This is a genomic window from Paenibacillus sp. J31R122 (genome assembly GCF_056269185.1).
In genome coordinates, this window is sequence record NZ_JBWDNM010000016.1 from 151,074 (window position 1) to 169,435 (window position 18,362).

Consider the following 18,362-nt stretch of genomic DNA (forward strand, 5'->3'; position numbering starts at 1 on the left):
CACTCTCTTAACGTTAGCAGCTTAACTTAACATAACTTAACAGGATAACTTAGCAGAATAACTAAACAGAATAACTAAACAGACAAGCTTAACAGACAAGCTTAACAGACAAACTTAACAGACAAACTTAACAGACAAACTTAACAGACTAACGTAACAGCTTAGTAGTATAGAGCACATAAAAAGCTGCTGTTAGTCCCTTTTCAGGGCAAGTTCGCAAAAAAGGTTGTCCCAATAGAAAACACAGCTGTAAGCTCGAGAATCGAGCTTACAGCGCTCAGACTAACTAAAAAAAGAGACTTTAAGCGTCAAAAACATGCTTAAAGTCTCCTTTCCCGTCAAAAACCTAGTGATATTCAAGCTGTAAGCTCGAAAATCAAGCTTACAGCTCTGAAATTAGCAAGAAAAATAGCTGTAAGCACAAAAACGGTGCTTAAGAAGCAAGTACTGAGCAAGTACTGAGCAAGTGCTGAGCAACTGTAACCACAGCATCCAGCAAGTAGGACCATTTTTTCGATAAATGTCCTTTTTCCTAGAACACGGGTTGTACTCAAATAGAACTGTCCAATTAGGGGCATCCCCATTAATTCAATTTAAACTGATGCATAATGACAAGAAGCAAAATGACCCTTCTTCACTTCCAGCAGCTTAGGCTCATCCACCTTGCACTTGTTCGTAGCAATCGGACAGCGAGTGTGAAATTGACAGCCAGAAGGAGGCTTGATTGGGCTCGGCAAATCGCCGGCAAGCACGATACGATCACGCGACTCCTCGATCTCCGGATCAGGAATCGGAATAGCCGACAGCAGTGCTCGCGTATATGGATGAGCAGGATTTGCGTAAAGCTCACTGCTTTCAGCAAGTTCTACGATTTTGCCCAGATACATAACCGCTACACGGTCGCTGATATGCTTAACCATTGATAAATCATGCGCGATGAACAAATAAGTCAAACCCATTTTGCGCTGCAATTCCTGCAGTAAATTAACGACCTGCGCTTGAATAGAAACGTCGAGCGCCGAAATCGGCTCATCCGCAATAATAAATTTCGGATCGACCGCTAGTGCTCTGGCAATCCCGATCCGCTGCCGCTGACCGCCGGAGAACTCATGCGGATAACGAGTAGCATGATCAGGATTAAGACCAACCAGATCAAGCAGATTTTCAACCTTATGCTTACGTTCCTTGCGGCTAGCCGCTAGATTATGAATATCAAGTGCTTCTCCGATGATATCCATTACCGTCATACGCGGGTTAAGTGACGCGTAGGGATCCTGGAATATCATTTGCATATCGCGGCGCAGTGCTTTGAGCTTAGAGCCCTTAAGCTTGTAGATGTCCTGGCCTTCAAAGGAGACTCCTCCGCTAGTCGGCTCATAAAGCCGCATGATTGTGCGGCCGGCAGTAGACTTCCCGCAGCCGGATTCACCAACCACACCAACGGTTTCACCCTTTTGAATGGCAAAGCTTATATCATTAACCGCCTTGAGCGTTTTTCCTCCGCCCAGGTCGAAAAACTTGGTTAGGTTATTCACTTCAATTAGTGATTTACTCACACTGACACCCCCTGTTTTGCATAAGGATGCGCTAACCAGCAAGCAGAAGCATGCGCCTCATTGCCATCCACTGGCAGCAATTCAGGATCATTATCGACACAAACCCGCATCGCTTCATCGCAGCGAGCGCAGAAACTGCAGCCAACTGGAGGTTTAATCAAATCTGGCGGCATACCGTAAATCGGCACAAGCGGCTCGTCCTTCGGTTGGTCTAACCGCGGTACTGAACGCAGTAACCCTCTCGTATATGGATGCTTCGGATTTTTGAATATTTCCCATTTCGTTCCCGTCTCAACAACCTTGCCTGCGTACATTACAATGACGCGGTCACACATATCCGCCACAACGCCTAAGTCATGCGTAATAAGAATGATAGAAGTGCCGAGCTTTTGCTGCAGGTCTTTCATGACTCTCATAATTTGAGCTTGAATCGTAACATCAAGCGCCGTCGTAGGTTCATCTGCTATTAGCAGCGATGGGTTACATGCAAGCGCAATAGCAATCATTGCTCTCTGACGCATTCCGCCTGAGAACTGATGCGGGTATTGATCAAACCGCGACGAAGCGTTCGGGATGCCTACAAGCTCAAGCATTTCAACCGCTCGTTCACGCGCCTTCGCGCCGTTCATCCCTTGATGCTTGATCAAGCCTTCTGTAATTTGTCTACCGATTGTGAGCGTCGGATTAAGTGAGGTCATTGGATCCTGAAAAATCATCCCCATTTCCTTGCCGCGGATGTTTTCCATTTCTCCTTTAGACATTTTCAAAATTTCTTTGCCCTGAAAGAGAATCGATCCGCTCGTCTCAGCCGGAGGCGATGGAATGAGGCGCATTAGCGACTGAGCCGTAACACTTTTGCCACAGCCTGACTCCCCGACAATTGCAACAGTCTCGCCTTTATTGACATGAAAATTAACACCGCGAACCGCCTTAACGACGCCTCCGCGAACTTTGAAATTGACACGAAGGTCTTTCACTTCAATTAGCTTTTCCATCATTGTCCACCTCCTACTTCTTCATTTTCGGATCAAGCGCATCTCTCAGACCATCGCCAAAAATATTAAAGCATAGCATTGTAATACTTATAACTGCCGCAGGGAAAATCATTCTCCACGGATATAATGTCCACGCTTTGATCGCGTCGTTTATCATTGTACCTAGGGATGCCGCAGGAGATTGTACTCCTAGACCCAAGAAGCTCAGGAAAGCTTCCGCAAAAATCGCGCTCGGCACTGTCAGCGTCAGCGTAACGATAATCGGCCCCATGGCATTGGGAATTAAATGTCTGAACAGAATACGGCTAGTACTCGCGCCAAGCGCCTGGGCAGCCATCACGTACTCTTGATTTTTTAGCTGCATAATTTGACCGCGTACAATCCATGCCATACTAATCCACCCCGTTATACTGAGGGCAAGTACGATAGTGAACATACTCGGATTCATAACAACAATTAACAAGATAACGATCAGCATACTTGGAATGGAATACAATATTTCACAAATCCGATTCAAAATCTCATCGACGCGACCGCCGAAGTAACCCATAATCCCACCTATAATTACGCCGAGCACCAAATCGGCAAGTGCAGCATATAAGCCCACCTGCAAAGATATGCCCGCACCCATCCAGGTTCTTGTAAATAAATCTCGTCCAAGATCGTCCGTACCGAACCAATAGGTAGCGTTTGGACTCAGGTTTTTTTCCGTCAGGTGATTCGTTCTATAGTCCTGCTCGGAAATAATTGGGCCAAAAATCGCCATGAGGGAAACGATTAAAAGAATGATTAAGCTGGCCATCGCTATTTTGTTGGAACGAAGTCTCAGCCATGCATCCTTCCAAGCGGATATACTCTCGCGAACGATTACTTCAGACTGCTTCTCATCGTTGCCAAGCTTGGCAAATTGATCAGGCGTTAATGTCTTATCCTTCACCCTTTACCCCCCTTCCCTCTGGCAAGCCTGATTCTCGGATCGACGAAGCCATAGGCAATGTCGGTTAAAAACCGCGCAAACATTAACAGAATTCCATAAAATAAAGTAAGCCCCATTATGAGCGTATAGTCACGATTAGTAATACTTTGGACAAAATATTTCCCAATTCCGCCAATACCGAAGATTTGCTCAACTACAACAGAGCCTGTAATAATATTTGCTGTCATTGGACCGATATAAGTAACGACCGGCAAAATCGAGTTGCGTAAAGCATGTCTAATCAAAATAACACGGCCGCTGAGCCCTTTGGCGCGAGCCGTCTTAATGTAGTCAGCAGACAGCACCTCTAACATAGTAGAACGCGTCAAACGCGCAATGAATGCTGCTGGCAAGAAGGATAGAGCGAGCACTGGCAAAATAAAGTCAGTAGGGTCATTGAGACCAGATACACTGAACCAACGCAACTTACTAGCAAACACATACTGCAGTATCGATGCCGCGAGAAAGTTGGGAATGGAAACCCCTAGCACGGCAATAATAATGGTAGCGCTATCCAACCATTTACGATGATTAAGCGCCGCGATTATTCCTAGAATAAGGCCTGCCGCCAGCGACAAAATAATAGCAAAAAGACCGATTTGCACAGAATAAACAAAGCTTTCTTGAATAATTCGCGTGACCGACATATACTGCTGCTTCATAGACATTCCCAAATCACCGTGAAGCAGGTTGTTCAAATACATCAAATATTGTTTCCACACCGGTAGATCTAGGCCATACATTTCAAAGAGCTTTTCTCTGATCTTCTCAGGGATCGCTTTTTCCCTCATAAAGGGGTCACCAGGAATGAGTTTCATAAGAAAGAAGGTGGCCGACGCAAGTATAAACAATGAAGCGAGCATGGAAAGAAGCTTCTTGGAAACATATTTTAGCAACGCAATGGACACCTCCTAGTAAAATATGAGCGTAAACGGCTGGCGCCTTCCTCTAGCTGCACAAGCTCGTTTCGCGGTGAAATATAGGGCAGAGTATAGTGTGAAACTTATACCTTCCTATATTTCAAGCGTAAACGGCTGGCGCCTTCCTCTAGCTGCACAAGCTCGTTTCGCGGTGAAATATAGGATAGAGTATAATGTGAAACTTATACCTTCCTATATTTTAAACAAGATCAACTTCAGAGCAATTTCCTCTGTTTTAAAAAGAAAGGGATATATGCGGCCCCCGCATATATCCCTAGCTTCAGGTGCTCATAGGACAACTATTTCGCTTCGTAATAGCCTCTTGTATAGTCGATATCACCTTTGTAATCCAAGAATATATTCTTGAAGCCCGGTTTCAGCATGTATACATTGCTGTAGTAATAAATTGGTATGATCGGCATGTAATCCATCAGAATTTTCTCTGCCTGTGTCATAGCCTCCATACGCTCTTTCTGATCTCCGCTTGCATTTGCTTTCTTAATCAACTCATCGTATTCAGGTGACGAGAAGCTAGTGTTGTTCTGTCCGCCATTCGAAACGAACATATCCAAGTACGTCATTGGATCGTTATAGTCAGCTCCCCAGCCTGCGCGTGAGATTTGGAAGTTCTTCGAAGTACGGTTTTTAAGCAAAACCGCAAATTCTTGGTTCTCGATACCAACCTCGATACCTAGGTTTTGACGCCACATTTCAACGATTGCTTCAGCAATCTTCTTGTGACCGTCGCTTGTATTAAATGTGAGCGTCACTTTAGGGAACTCAGTTAGCTTCAGCTCAGCTAAGCCTTCAGCAAGCAGCTTCTTCGCTTCTGCAACATCTTCCTTGAAGTAATCATCCTTCACTTCAGTACGGTAGTCTGCATTCAACCCTATAATACCTGGTGGCACAAAGCCGAACGATGGTACCTCACCAGCCATCGTTACACTTTCAACAATGGCTTGACGATCAAATGCCATCGCAAGCGCTTTACGAACTTTTACGTTGTTGAAAGGGACTTCTGCTGTATTAAATTCGTAATAGTAAGAGCTAGCAATACCTTTTGAGAAGAATTCATCCTTCTTTGATTCCTTAAGCACTGGAATTTGTTCGGATGGAATCTCACCTGTAGGCTTACCTGTGTAATCAAGATCGCCCGCCTCATAGTTAGCCAATTCCGTAGCAGAATCTGCAAGCATAGAGAACTCAACACCTGAGAACTTAATTTCATCCTTCGCATAGTAGTTCTCATTAGGAATCAGCTTAATGGATGTATTGTGCTTCCATTCAGCCATTTTGAAAGGACCATTACCGATGATTGTTGCCGCATCTGCAGCCCAAGCTTCGTTGTCCTTCACAGATTGATGTACTGGGTTATACGTATAAAAAGAAGTTAGGCTCAAGAAATATGGAGTTGGGGAGTTCAACTTGACTTCAAGCGTTTGAGCGTCAAGCGCTTTAATCCCTACGGCATCAGCGTTTTTAGCTGTTCCCTCGTTGTATTCTTTTGCTCCAACAATGTAATAGAATTGATAAGCGTAAGTAGAACCTACATTAGGATCTAGAGCACGTTTCCAAGAGTATTCGAAGTCATTAGCAGTAACTGCGTCTCCGTTGCTCCATTTTGCATCCTTACGGATTTTAAACGTGTAAGTTAATCCATCTTCCGACTTTTCAAACTTCTCAGCCGTAGCAGGAATGATCTCACCGTTCTGGTCTTTACGAGTAAGACCTTCGTAGATACCAGTTGCTAATGTACCGGACACATTGTCCTCCATCAAAGCCGGGTCAAGCGTTGAGGGCTCTGAATGGATGTTCATTCTGAATACTTTCGCTTCAGATCCTGCACCGTTAGAACCACCATTGTTACCGTTGTTGCCTGTCTCTGTCTTCGGCGTACAACCTGCTGCAACTAGAGAGAAAATTAGTATTGCAGCAATAAATGAAAAAGCTGTCTTTCTTGTTTTCATTTAGATCCTCCTAATTTGTTTGGTTCTGGTCTTACCGTAATAATTTTAATAATGTTTTTTTACTATACATCCATGTTAATTTTTTATCAATATAATGTAAGCTGTAAATTTATGTATAAACAGGTTATATCCTCATTGCTTTAGTGCTTTTAAGCGTTTATTCGTTATAACAATTTGTTGCAGTAACGCTTCACAGCATTTATTTACAGTATTTTTATCGGAATTAATTTTTATATAATTCTGAATTGGCTAAAATTTTATTTTTTAGTTTGATTTTCATATTCAATATGCGAATTTGCAATTGAAAAAGCGACCAGTTATCATCATTTTTATATCATTTAATATTTTTATTTAATGTATAATATTGTAAAATAGATCACGTTATCGCTACTATATTGTTCAAATATAGTTGTGTTAATTATTGCTTATTAGTTTGATTGCATATTATTTTTCATGTTCTTAGCAGCGGCAAAACTGCTGGCTACCTTTAATTAAAGTGCATGAAAAGCTGTGAATTTATACGATAAGCGCAAAAAAGACCCATTTGGCACTTAGGCCAAATGGGTCTTATCAAAATGAATTTGATAATTCTTAGTAAGTCATAGTTGGGTAAAGCGGGTATTGAGCAGTCAGATCACGAACCATGCCGCGCGCCTTAGCAAGCACTTCTTGATCCTGCGGACTATTTAGAACAAGCGCAATCACTTCAGCAATGACCTTCATCGCATCCTCATTCATACCGCGAGCCGTTGCAGCCGGTGTACCAAGACGGATACCAGATGTTACGAACGGGCTTGTAGGATCGAATGGAATTGCGTTTTTATTAACAGTAATGCCCACTTCGTCAAGTACATGCTCAGCAGCTTTACCAGTAATGTTCAGGCTGCGAGTATCGATCAGCATCAAGTGATTATCCGTGCCGCCGGACACGATGTTAAAGCCTTTAGCTAGCAGCTCTTCGGAAAGAACCTTAGCATTTTTCACAACTTGAGTTGCATATTGCTTGAATTCAGGTTGAAGCGCTTCGCCTAAAGCAACTGCTTTTGCTGCGATAATATGCATCAACGGACCACCTTGTGAGCCTGGGAATACAGCTTTATCGATAGCTGCTGCCCATGGCTGACGGCAAAGAATCATCCCGCCGCGAGGACCGCGAAGCGTTTTGTGAGTTGTTGTTGTTACGAAATGCGCGTGTGGCACTGGGTTCGGGTGCAAGCCAGCAGCTACAAGACCAGCAATATGCGCCATATCAACCATGAACAACGCGCCTACATCAGTAGCAATTTGGCCAAGCTTCTCGAAATCGATTGTACGCGGGTAAGCACTAGCGCCTGCCACGATCAAACGCGGACGGTGCTTGAACGCAAGCTTCCGAACTTCTTCATAATCAATTGTAAAAGAATCCTCTTGCACGCCATAAGCAACAAAGTTGTATAGCAAGCCGGAAGCGTTAACTGGGCTACCATGAGTTAAGTGACCGCCATGAGCTAGATTCATACCAAGAACTGTGTCACCAGGCTGCAAAGCTGCAAGGTAAACAGCCATGTTCGCTTGCGCGCCTGAATGCGGTTGAACGTTCGCATGCTCAGCACCGAACAATTCCTTTGCACGGTTACGCGCGATATCCTCAACGACATCAACATGCTCACAGCCACCATAGAAACGTTTTCCCGGGTAGCCTTCTGCATATTTGTTTGTCAAAGCACTTCCCATAGCTTCCAATACCGCTTCGCTAACGATGTTCTCTGATGCGATTAGTTCAATATTGTCGCGTTGGCGTGTAAGCTCTAGCCCCATCGCCTTTAGCACTTCTGGATCTTGTTTACGTAGGTTTTCCATTATTAAATTCCTCCTCGTTGTGGGTGTGATTCTATTTGAATGTTCATTACATCAATTAGTTGTGATACATGTTACTGTCAATACACGGCGTATAAACTTAGTTCCTTATTCACAAGCGCCGATGGATTGCTCGGGTGTAATGCTGGACTCCAGCTCGTACACCGCGCGCGTACCGCCGATCAACTTCGGCCTCGTAACAGCCATCGTAACGTGGGCTTTGCCAATTTGACGAATTGACGGTCGAACCGGGACGGCAACTCGTTTTAGATGCATGCCTACAATTGTATCTCCAATATCGATACCCGCATGCGCTTGAACCGTTTCTGTTAAGCAGGGCTGCTCCATTTGTCGATAAGCGAAGGCAGCCATTGACCCGCCAGCCTTTGGAACAGGAACTGCGCCTACAATTTCGAGCCCATACCGTTCAGCGGCGGTCCGTTCCATAACGAGCGCGCGATTCAAGTGCTCACAGCATTGAAATACAGGAATAAATCCAATCTCAATTTGGACGGCTTTAACGCCGGCATAAATTTGCGACGCCGTCTCCACAGCACCCGCCGTTCCAATCCGATGGCCAAGCACCTCACTAGTACTTACACCAATTACAAGCAATTGACCCATTGTAAGCTCGCCAGCTTTAACTAACTCACGAACGATGGTCTCTACCTCGGAGGCGATGCTGTCCAAATGCAATTCGTCGTTGTTGCTCAAACTGTTTCAGCTCCTCCGCTTGGCTGCAATTATATTCACCTACGGTTGTATAGTAAGCTATTCTTCGATTTTCATCACTTTATTCACACGTCCAATATGACGCTCCCCGTTTGAGAACGGTGTTTCCAGCCAAATGCGAACAATTTCTTGTGCAACGCCAGGACCAATTACTCGCTCTCCCATAGCCAAGACGTTCGTGTCGTTATGCTCACGTGTCGCTTTGGCGGAGAACATATCATGAACAAGAGCACAACGGATGCCCTTAACCTTGTTCGCTGCAATAGACATACCAATTCCCGTACCGCAAATGAGAATTCCTCGTTCTGCTTGTCCCGTCTTTACTAGGTCGCATACCGGAAGCGCATAGTCAGGATAATCAACCGACTGTTCGCAATTGCATCCAACATCCACTAGCTCATGGCCAAGAGATTGAATAAACGGAACTAGCTCATCCTTTAACCGATATCCTGCGTGGTCAGCACCAATAGCAATTTTCAATGTAAAAGACCTCCTCATTTAGGCGTATCGACTGATGCCCACCACTGAAGATGAACACCTCACAACGTTATTATACCTATTTTCTCAGAAAAAGACGAAAAAAGAGCAGAACATGCTTATCAGCATGCTGCTCTTTGCCCAGGCGACCGGCCGTATATTCTGATGCTCCATCGTGGTTACCCACTTCCGTCGCCAGTTACATCAGAAACCGTATTTGTCTTTTTATAATAGCTGAATCATACGAAAAAATCAATCGGTATTCGCAAAGGAGGTGCAATCACTTATTGCCCTGTCTGCCTAGTCTTCAGCTTGTCCAGCAGGCGCACAAGTGCATCCTCGATTTCATCCGCACTGTTATTGTAAATATATTGCGATCCTCCGAAAGGATCCGCTATATCAAAGCTAGGTATTCGTCTTTCCAGCTCCAGCAGACGATTCCTCTCCGCCGCCGTCAGCTGCTGTCCAAGCGCTTGCTTCATATGCAGCTCCGTGTAAAGCTGTTCCAGCTCGGCAATATCCGCGAGCACCTGCTCATCTTGATGGGTGAACTCCATAAGGGTATACGTCTTGTCCACCGCTTCCGGAAACCGTTGCAGCAGACCGCGCTTGTGACCCGACGTCATCGTCAGCACAATATCAGCCCATGTAACCGACTCGCTTGTCAATGCTCTCGAGGATGCTTTGTGATCAATATTGCGCAGACGCAATGCTTCAAGCGCTCCGGCAGAGACAGGCAGGCCATCTACAGTAGAAACGCCCGCCGAGCGAATGGCAATCGTAATTCCTTTCTCAGCAGCCATTCGGCGCAGCATTGCCTCCGCCATCGGCGAACGACATGTATTACCTGTACAAACGAACAATATACGTTTCACACTGTCATCTCCTTTTACCGTCATTCAGCGTAACCTGTAACTATTATCAAAAAATAAATAAGATGCCAAATATGAACAAGATCGCCCCTCCGCATGCCTCACCGTATTCTCCAAAATTACCGCTCACCCTACGTCCCAGCATTAAGCCCATTACCGACATTAAACCTCCAAAAAGACCAAAAAGCAATATCGTTAGCCAAATGCTGGCCGCGAACATACCTAGCGTAATTCCGACAGAGAAAGAATCAATACTCACACTGAGAGCAAGCACTAGAATCCCCAGTGAAGAACGGTGATCGAAGGATTGAACCATATCTCCCCGCAATGAGCTATAAATCATATGGCCTCCAAGCAATAAAAGCAGAACTCCCGCCACCGTCGTTGCCACATCACCGAGCAAGCCACTAACATAATGTCCGGCTATCATTCCAGCCAACGGCATAATAACATGGAACAAGGCGATGACGACGCCAAGCTTTAAAATATCCAGCCGACGAATGCCCTTTAGACCAATTCCCAGTCCCAACGAAAAAGCATCCAATCCAAGCGCAATCGCAATGATGAGCAGCGTCAATAACTGTCCGACTTGTAAATGAGCATCAATCAAAGCCTATCTCCTCCATGTCCGCAGGTATTCTATACCAAACATATGCGGACATGAGGACAAACATACTATAAGCTGATACAAGCTCTGTTGAGTACCTATAAAGACGAACTCTTATACGTGAATAATTCGATTACCGGCCGCTTTCTCCATTCGATTCATCAGAGCGGCGCCAATACCCTGCTCGCCGCAGCTCTCCGCCCAAATACGCTGCGCCCCCGCAGCGTCAAATTCACGCAATGCCGCGTACAAACGATGAGCGGCCTCTCCTAGCTGCGCTTCACTGCCGCATGCGACGACGATATCAGCAGAATAAGCGGCGATTCGTTCTTCGAAAGCAAGTACCCCAGTCAATTCACCGCGCAGCTGCGCAGCCTCAACCTGTGCGCTAATATACGCTATGACATCATCAGGCTTACCCTTCACAAGCTGAAGCTCGCCTTGAGGCGCGTAATGCGTATACTTCATGCCAGGTGATCGAGGCGCCATTCCGGTCTCCATCAATTGAGCACTTTCAATAATTGCTGCTGGAGCTGCCTGGCGCAGTTCCTCCAGCGTTACACCGCCAGGACGCAAAATCCGAATCGTATGATCGTCCTCCAGCTCAATAACGGTCGATTCCAACCCAACACCTGTCGCACCGCCGTCTACTACACCGTCAATCTGTCCATTCAAATCCTCCAGCACATGCCCCGCCAGAGTAGGGCTTGGTCTTCCCGAACGATTGGCGCTTGGCGCTGCAATAGGGCAGCCCGCCTGCGCGATCAATTCCAGTGCATCTCGATGATCCGGCATCCTCATTCCAACTGTTTTAAGACCAGCCGTAACTAACTGCGAGAGCACATTAGGGCGCACAGGCAATACAATGGTGAGCGGCCCTGGCCAAAACTTATCCATTAGTGTCTTAGCCAGCTCCGGATAAGGCAGCACCAGCTCATCTAATTGTCTTTGGTGCGCGATATGTACAATTAACGGATTATCAGAAGGTCGCCCTTTTGCGGCAAAAATTCGTTTAACAGCCTCTGTATTTCGAGCATCGGCTCCAAGACCGTATACCGTCTCTGTCGGAAAAGCGACCAACCCGCCCTCGCGCAGCAGCTTTGCCGCTTCCTCCAGCTGGGAACGAGGCCGTTCAGCTGTATGATCGACACGCCATACTTTTGTTATTGTCATATTTATTATTCAATCCTTGCTTCTTAGTTAAATTGTCCAATCAACCAATATTATAGCATAGGTGTCCGAAAACGAGCAGAAACGACAGCCTCGTCTTTATATTTAAAGACGGGAATGTCGTTTCATTAAAGTCAATTATTTTAATAGACTAAAATTTATAAGCCTGCACTTTATGAAAATATAGATTTAATCCAATCGATAAACGATTCAATGAGTTCCAAAATAAAAAACTTTGCTTTTGGCGCTTCCCCTTCAGAAGAGGTTTCATCTGCAGCTGTCACCGTTTTTGCAGCAGTTACTTTCTTAGTGTCGCTGTCAACCTTTGTTTGCTTCTCCGTTGCTGCGGCGTCAGTTGCTGCCGATGCCTCGCCCGATGCGGCGTCAATAAAACATAAAGGAGGAAATAAGACACACCACCAATTTTGACCAGCACCTTCACCCAGCGTTATTCTTAACGCTTCATAATCACCAGCTGGATAAACTTCATCGCCGTACATTTTGGTAGGGAATGGAACGATGCTAAGCTCAGCGGAAAAATCGTAACTAAAGCCGCGGCTTTGCAGCACTTCTGCAGTAATCCGCTCAATTTTTGGCATATTTGCGATTATCGTCTGACGCGCTTCCTCAATCGATTGAGGGCCGCTGACCCAGCCATTCATCGCTTTAACGATCTCGTCCCTTACGACACGCTTAACAAGCTGGTCTGTAGGACTGTCGGAATTGGCTAATATACGTAGACGAATCGCTTCTTGCGGAATTTGGCCGCTTGCGACCGCTGTATCCATCTGCTGTGCTTCCCAGCTCATAATTAATAGAATAATAGCAAAAACAATAAAACCGTAGGATTTGCGGTAAGGAAATTTATAAGGACTAACCGTATGAGCTGAAACTGACCGATCTACATTAGAATAAGAATGTTTCGAATAATTGCTGGACATACACACAAGCCCCTCTCGTCGCCCCCGTCGGTGCGTCTGCTTGCGTTCCGGAACGTATCTATCCGTTAGTATGTCCGCTATAGCTATTAGATAAACCTAGTAATCTATTAAATATTCTTTTTAAAATAACGGGCAACTAGTTTGGACGCTACTATTTGCTACTATTGAAATTACTACTGGAATTACTACTGTGATTAAACTGTTCTCCAATTGAAATCACAACAGTTGGAGCACTCCATTTGCATGGATTTCATACAGTCTAAACCAACTCCCTTGCCTTTGAGCAGGCTCAGACTGTATTTTATACACTCAAATCCCCGTTTTGCGCTCGAACCCTCCTCCCTTAGCCTATTTGCCTGTACAAAATCCAATCAAACTCATATATCAACTCCAATTGCTCATTTTGGTTGGACAAAATACATGCAAAACCAAAACCACTGTAAAACCGTTCGAGTACGAGCAGTAATAGTAGTGGTGGTGGTGGTGATGGTGGTGATGGTGGTGATGGTGGTGGTGGTGGTGGTGGTGGTGGTTGTGGTGGTGGTGGTTGTGGTTGTGGTGGTGGTGGTGGTTGTGGTGGTTGTGGTGGTGGTGGTGGTGGTTGTGATAGTTGCGGTGGTAGGTAGCAGCATGCTGCAACAATCAAATAATCGAAAAAAGGCTCGAAGGAGCTTACCCCTTCGAGCCTTTTTTTACTTAGAACTATTTTAGAATTGGAAGTAAATAAAGCTGCTGGATTCACCTTTCATCAACTGCATGAACAGCGCTAAAGCAATTACCGCATAAATGAAACCGCGTATGAATGCCGGAACGTTAACCTGCCAGCCCAGCGACAGCTTGCGGAAGTTTGATACGGTGAAAAACTCTATGATATGCAGCAAGTAAAGCCCCGCGGCAACAGCCAGCAGCAACAGCTCCTCCGAAGATAGCTGCAGTCCATTCAGAGTGATCATCTGCTTGATTAAAAATACCGAATCTCCCCAGCTGTTTGCCCGGAAGAACACCCAGCCAATGACTGTCAGATGGAAGAAGATCGCAATAGCTGCAACCTTATAGAGCCACGATTTTGTTGCCTTTTTCAATCCAAATCGCGTTAAAAGCTTCACATAAAAGCGATGTCCCGCCGAAAGCAATCCATGATACACGCCCCAAATAATAAATGTCCAAGCCGCGCCATGCCATAGTCCGGAAATCGCCATTGCCGCAACGATATTCACATATATTCGCCAATTCGCTACGCGAGAGCCGCCGAGCGGAATGAAAATGTAATCCCGAATCCATTGCGACAACGTGATATGCCATCTTTTCCAAAACTCAGACGAATTAGAGCTGAGATACGGCGTTTTAAAGTTCAAGTCCAGCCTTAACCCCAGCAAATATCCGATTCCTACCGCCATCTCACTGTAAGCGGAGAAGTCGAAATAAATTTGGAAGGCGAACAGATAGGAGGCCATCCATGCCTCTGCTCCATTCAAGGTTTGTGCCTTATTAAAATAATCGTTAACGTATGGCGCAATCTGCTCCACAATAACGAGCTTCTTAACTAGTCCAAGCAGTATAAAGGCTAATCCCAGCTTAATTTGCGGGTTGCGGAACGTGATATTGCGAATACCTCGGAGCTGAGGCAAGAAGTCGTTGCCTCGCAAAATAGGCCCCGCGGCTGAGTGCGCAAATAGAGAAATAAACACCCAAAATTCGAATAACGAGCGACTCGGCTCTAGTTTCCGACGATAAACATCGATTAAATAAGCTATCAACTGGAAGGAGTAAAAGGAAATACCGATTGGCAATGCGATCATCCGATCATCCAAACTCGTGCCCGGCAGTGATAATTGGATATCCAACGCCCGCTCAATATTTTCAAGCAGGAACATGGAATATTTGAAAAACAACAAATTGCCAAGCACAACGGTAAGACCGCCCGCCAAGGCCCACTTCCCCTTAGCCCCGTTCAGAAATCTGGATATAAGATAGACTACCGCTACGACAGCCGCGAATAACAAGAAATACCCGACACCAGCGTATGCGTAAAATACAGCATTGGCTATCCCCAGCACGAGCATCCTTGCCCTAGGGAAGAAATAATAAAATGCAACGACAATGACCAAATAAAGTAAAAATGTCGGTGAATTAAATAACATAATTACGCCTCCTTACCCGTCCAGCAATCCCAAACCAAGCGGGCAAGCTGTTGATAGCCTTCCATTGTTAAATGTACATGATCCGTGTACATCTTCTGGTCTATAAGACCCTCAAGCATAATATAGTCGATTGGTTTGCTCGCGAGATAACTGTCTAACTTTTTCAAATTATCCTGATAGCCTGGATTATTAATTTCATTCTTCGAAAGCTCTCCATTTGCGCCGGCCACAAACACTAACGTACGCTTTCCTTCCTGATGCTCAAATATTTTGTTCATGAAGTAGATGCCCCAGTTCGCTTCCGTCATATCAAACGGAGTAGGATTGAAGAAATTCAAATATTGAGGACTAGTCAGCTTTTTCGCCGATTGTGTCTTCTCATACCATGGCTTTGGATTGCCTAGTAAATCAGTGCCTTTTGCTTTTTGCTTAGTGTACTCAGGAATAACATCCTTATATTTAATAATGGGGATTTCATGAAACAACGTTTCCAATAGGCTTTCTTCGGCATTCTTCCAGCCCGTCTTGTACTTGTAACCATTTTTACGCAGGTGAGGCAATACTTCTGAGAAGGCTTTAGGATCTTCCTTGCGCAAGTAATCTCCCAACCAGAAAACCGCCCTCGGTCCCGCTTCTCGATTGTTGAAGGCTGTGTAAGTCAGTCCGATCATTACATTATCCGTCTTAATGCCTTTCTTATCTAGCATTAGCAACAAGGTATACGCATCGCCAGCTTGCATAGAAGGTGCAGATAGGTTGAATATAGCCTGAACACCATCTTTATCCTTGAATATCGCGAGGTCACTCATGTAACGGCCCATTGAATGATCCGAGCTTTCGTTGGTGCCCCATGCAACTGAGTTTCCTATTAGAATGACATAATTCGATAGTTTTTTCTTCTTGATCGTTTTCGCCATTTCATCAATGACAACTTCAATCGTTTGTTGGTCCTTTAAGAACATATTATAGTTGATCCTATAGTTATAAACGGTGTTTAGGTTTACATAGATGCTAATTGCAGCTTGGAACAAGATGAAGAAAACCAAGGCAAAACATAGACCGAGTAAGCTTTTTCTCTTCTTTTTAATTTTAGAGTATGTATACTTTCTGAGCCTCTGACTTTGTGAAGGTATTATCGGTGTATCATTCATAATAGGACTGCAATCCCCTTTTTTTGTTAATAAGACTGTCCTAATATAATCTATTTTTTCAATTTGTTCCAGAGCCTTATTAATAGTTTAACAATTTTTTAATCTAATTTCTCTCAAATAAAGTGTCAAAATTCGACTTCATTTCCCCTTCTTATAAGTTATCTCATTAAAGCTTACATTAATAATAGGATCGACAATATCATAGCGATCCGAGGCTAACGGGATAGGGATGGGAGGCATGGTCTTTGATTTCTCGCTTTTCTTTTTCTCTATTACATTATAGTTAAAATAAGAAATGTTATTTTCCTGCAGGCCCGATCCTTCGGTATCCTTTAGTTTTACTGTGTAAGCTTTCATCACGGCCACATCGGAGTCGATCCAACCCACTACCTCCACTGCCCCTTTACTGCCCCCCTCCGCCTGAACTGAGCCTAGGGGAAGACCATCGGGATTGTAGAAAGTAACTTGCTGTGGAGCGATTCTCAAATAGTCGATATCTATGCCCTGAATCCGGCTATTATTTGCTGGTGCTGTATCCAGCCACGCAATAGTACCAGCAGCATTCCATTTTATTTTCTCCGAAGGGACATATTCACTATCTGACAGCATGATGGAGCGTAGCGGCTCCCCCTTGGCGTTATAAAATGTAATTTGACCGCTCTCGTCGTCATGAACAAATCTGTCAAAAGTAGGCGAGAGAAATAGAGACGGCGCACCCGTCGTCGAATGCGGGATAACACGAAACTTCAGCAGGTGGACATTGTCCTCACCTGTACGCAAGTCAAATATCCACACATTTCCTAAAAAGCTTTGCATGAACAATTTGCCCAGCTCAGCATTCCACTCATATTTGTAAATATAGTCGTAGTCATCTGCCAGCGGCCAGAAATTTTCACGAAGCCGTTCAATTTTATCCGTAACGACATTATAAGTGGACAAATGATATTGCCCCTCATCTCCTGTTAGATCCGATTCCAGAAATAGAAGACGCTCCTCATCCAGCTTATACAGCATCTCATAGCTACTTTGAAAAGCGTTGTGCCAAGGGTTGTCTCTACTACTTAGCACATCACTCCATTTCACAACGACCTCATCATTAAGTGGATTATAAGCTAACAATTCATTCACAGTTTGGTTGTCATTATAGTAGAGGTGAATATTGTGGTATTGCTTCCCTTGCAGCTCCACGACGGGGCCGCCGTTTAGCATATAGTTGTCTTTAGATAATCCTTTTGGCGTAGCAACGAGGTTGCCTTCCGCATTTCGCTCTGTTGTAAACTCCAGCCCATAAAAAACTTCTTTATTAGTAAACAATATTTTTTTCAAAATATTTGTTGCTTCCTTCGTCAGTTTGTAGCCTGTATGTGTGTTTGTCATATCGATGATCATTCCTTGCTCACTTACTTCATCAATAAATAAGGAGAAGGAGTTTTTGTTGGGACCCAAATTTAGTTCCATTATGTAGCGGGGAGCAGCCACGTTTAAAATACCTGGCATTTTTTCCGCAGTCTCAATAGCCTCCACAAATTGCTTGATGATATCCGCATCTTCATATTCCGCTGTTGCAGAAGATTTTGATGAGCCCTGCTCGGCATCCAAATCCAAAAGTGTTATTTGTCGAACAGCCTTTCCTGACTTCTCTTGATAAGGTATAGCTTGCAGCTCCTTCGGTTTATTCGTGCTGGAAGGCTGGTTTGCGTTAGCATCCGCCCCTGAATTGCTGCACCCGACAATGCCAAACGTAATAATTAGAGACAACATAAGCAAATATGGTTTATTCATCCCCAACCGCCTTTTTAGCTATTTTAATGATTAGACTGTTGTGAGAAAGAAAAAGTTGCGAATTGGAAGAAGCTGTTGGATGCTTGCCGGATTCAGATTAAATGGAAAAAGCTGACACCGATGAAGTATGAGGCCACTGAAAAACTTACGTTTTTAATTTGTTAAAGATTTGTTTTAAATCAAAAAGGCGATATTTCGTTCACATTGGAACGGAATATCGCCTTTCTTTTTATTCTTTT

General features: G+C 44.6%; 16 protein-coding genes and 1 riboswitch. Of the genes, 1 reads left to right on the top strand and 15 read right to left on the bottom strand.

Annotation, left to right across the window (positions count from 1 at the left end; all coding sequences use genetic code 11):
• Positions 1 to 593 precede the first annotated feature (593 nt).
• The 12 genes from AC0YN7_RS23980 to spoIIR form a co-directional block, all read right to left on the bottom strand.
• The gene (locus AC0YN7_RS23980) at positions 594 to 1,556 is read right to left on the bottom strand and encodes an ABC transporter ATP-binding protein (RefSeq protein ID WP_475812558.1); all 963 of its coding nucleotides are present in this window, start codon (positions 1,554 to 1,556) and stop codon (positions 594 to 596) included.
• Positions 1,553 to 2,551 (bottom strand): ABC transporter ATP-binding protein, encoded by a 999-nt coding sequence (locus AC0YN7_RS23985; RefSeq protein ID WP_475812576.1) that lies wholly within the window; start codon positions 2,549 to 2,551, stop codon positions 1,553 to 1,555. The genes AC0YN7_RS23980 and AC0YN7_RS23985 overlap by 4 nt, the downstream gene beginning before the upstream one ends.
• Before the next feature lie 13 nt (positions 2,552 to 2,564).
• On the bottom strand, positions 2,565 to 3,488 hold the full coding sequence (locus AC0YN7_RS23990; protein ID WP_475812559.1) for an ABC transporter permease: 924 nt from the start codon (positions 3,486 to 3,488) through the stop codon (positions 2,565 to 2,567).
• Entirely contained in the window at positions 3,485 to 4,423 is a 939-nt protein-coding gene (locus AC0YN7_RS23995; protein WP_475812560.1) for an ABC transporter permease, read from the bottom strand. The genes AC0YN7_RS23990 and AC0YN7_RS23995 overlap by 4 nt, the downstream gene beginning before the upstream one ends.
• A gap of 323 nt (positions 4,424 to 4,746) precedes the next feature.
• The gene (locus AC0YN7_RS24000; protein WP_475812561.1) at positions 4,747 to 6,414 is read right to left on the bottom strand and encodes a peptide ABC transporter substrate-binding protein; all 1,668 of its coding nucleotides are present in this window, start codon (positions 6,412 to 6,414) and stop codon (positions 4,747 to 4,749) included.
• Positions 6,415 to 7,005: 591 nt separating this feature from the next.
• Complete coding sequence (locus AC0YN7_RS24005; protein ID WP_475812562.1) at positions 7,006 to 8,253, bottom strand: serine hydroxymethyltransferase; 1,248 nt, start codon at positions 8,251 to 8,253, stop codon at positions 7,006 to 7,008.
• A 105-nt stretch (positions 8,254 to 8,358) separates the two neighbouring features.
• Complete coding sequence (locus tag AC0YN7_RS24010; RefSeq protein ID WP_475812563.1) at positions 8,359 to 8,964, bottom strand: TIGR01440 family protein; 606 nt, start codon at positions 8,962 to 8,964, stop codon at positions 8,359 to 8,361.
• A gap of 57 nt (positions 8,965 to 9,021) precedes the next feature.
• On the bottom strand, positions 9,022 to 9,462 hold the full coding sequence (gene rpiB / locus AC0YN7_RS24015; protein ID WP_475812564.1) for a ribose 5-phosphate isomerase B: 441 nt from the start codon (positions 9,460 to 9,462) through the stop codon (positions 9,022 to 9,024).
• Between the two features lie 129 nt (positions 9,463 to 9,591).
• Positions 9,592 to 9,672, bottom strand: a riboswitch (ZMP/ZTP riboswitch).
• Positions 9,673 to 9,743: 71 nt separating this feature from the next.
• Positions 9,744 to 10,334 (bottom strand): low molecular weight protein arginine phosphatase, encoded by a 591-nt coding sequence (locus AC0YN7_RS24020; RefSeq protein WP_475812565.1) that lies wholly within the window; start codon positions 10,332 to 10,334, stop codon positions 9,744 to 9,746.
• A 46-nt stretch (positions 10,335 to 10,380) separates the two neighbouring features.
• Entirely contained in the window at positions 10,381 to 10,941 is a 561-nt protein-coding gene (locus tag AC0YN7_RS24025) for a manganese efflux pump MntP (protein ID WP_475812566.1), read from the bottom strand.
• A 111-nt stretch (positions 10,942 to 11,052) separates the two neighbouring features.
• Entirely contained in the window at positions 11,053 to 12,111 is a 1,059-nt protein-coding gene (locus AC0YN7_RS24030) for an L-threonylcarbamoyladenylate synthase (RefSeq protein ID WP_475812567.1), read from the bottom strand.
• A gap of 170 nt (positions 12,112 to 12,281) precedes the next feature.
• Positions 12,282 to 13,049, bottom strand: a complete 768-nt coding sequence (spoIIR, locus tag AC0YN7_RS24035) for a stage II sporulation protein R (RefSeq protein WP_475812568.1) — start codon at positions 13,047 to 13,049, stop codon at positions 12,282 to 12,284.
• A 243-nt stretch (positions 13,050 to 13,292) separates the two neighbouring features.
• Between spoIIR and AC0YN7_RS24040 the strand changes: the two genes are divergently transcribed.
• Positions 13,293 to 13,760 carry a hypothetical protein gene (locus AC0YN7_RS24040; RefSeq protein ID WP_475812569.1) on the top strand — a complete coding sequence of 156 codons (468 nt, stop codon included), beginning with the start codon at positions 13,293 to 13,295 and terminating at the stop codon, positions 13,758 to 13,760.
• Here AC0YN7_RS24040 and AC0YN7_RS24045 read toward each other — a convergent pair.
• The 3 genes from AC0YN7_RS24045 to AC0YN7_RS24055 form a co-directional block, all read right to left on the bottom strand.
• A complete protein-coding gene (locus AC0YN7_RS24045; protein WP_475812570.1) occupies positions 13,757 to 15,190 on the bottom strand; it encodes an MBOAT family O-acyltransferase in 1,434 nt (477 codons plus the stop codon). The genes AC0YN7_RS24040 and AC0YN7_RS24045 overlap by 4 nt on opposite strands.
• Before the next feature lie 2 nt (positions 15,191 to 15,192).
• Positions 15,193 to 16,152, bottom strand: a complete 960-nt coding sequence (locus tag AC0YN7_RS24050; protein WP_475812571.1) for a hypothetical protein — start codon at positions 16,150 to 16,152, stop codon at positions 15,193 to 15,195.
• A gap of 327 nt (positions 16,153 to 16,479) precedes the next feature.
• The gene (locus AC0YN7_RS24055) at positions 16,480 to 18,123 is read right to left on the bottom strand and encodes a YhfM domain-containing protein (protein ID WP_475812572.1); all 1,644 of its coding nucleotides are present in this window, start codon (positions 18,121 to 18,123) and stop codon (positions 16,480 to 16,482) included.
• Positions 18,124 to 18,362 lie beyond the last annotated feature (239 nt).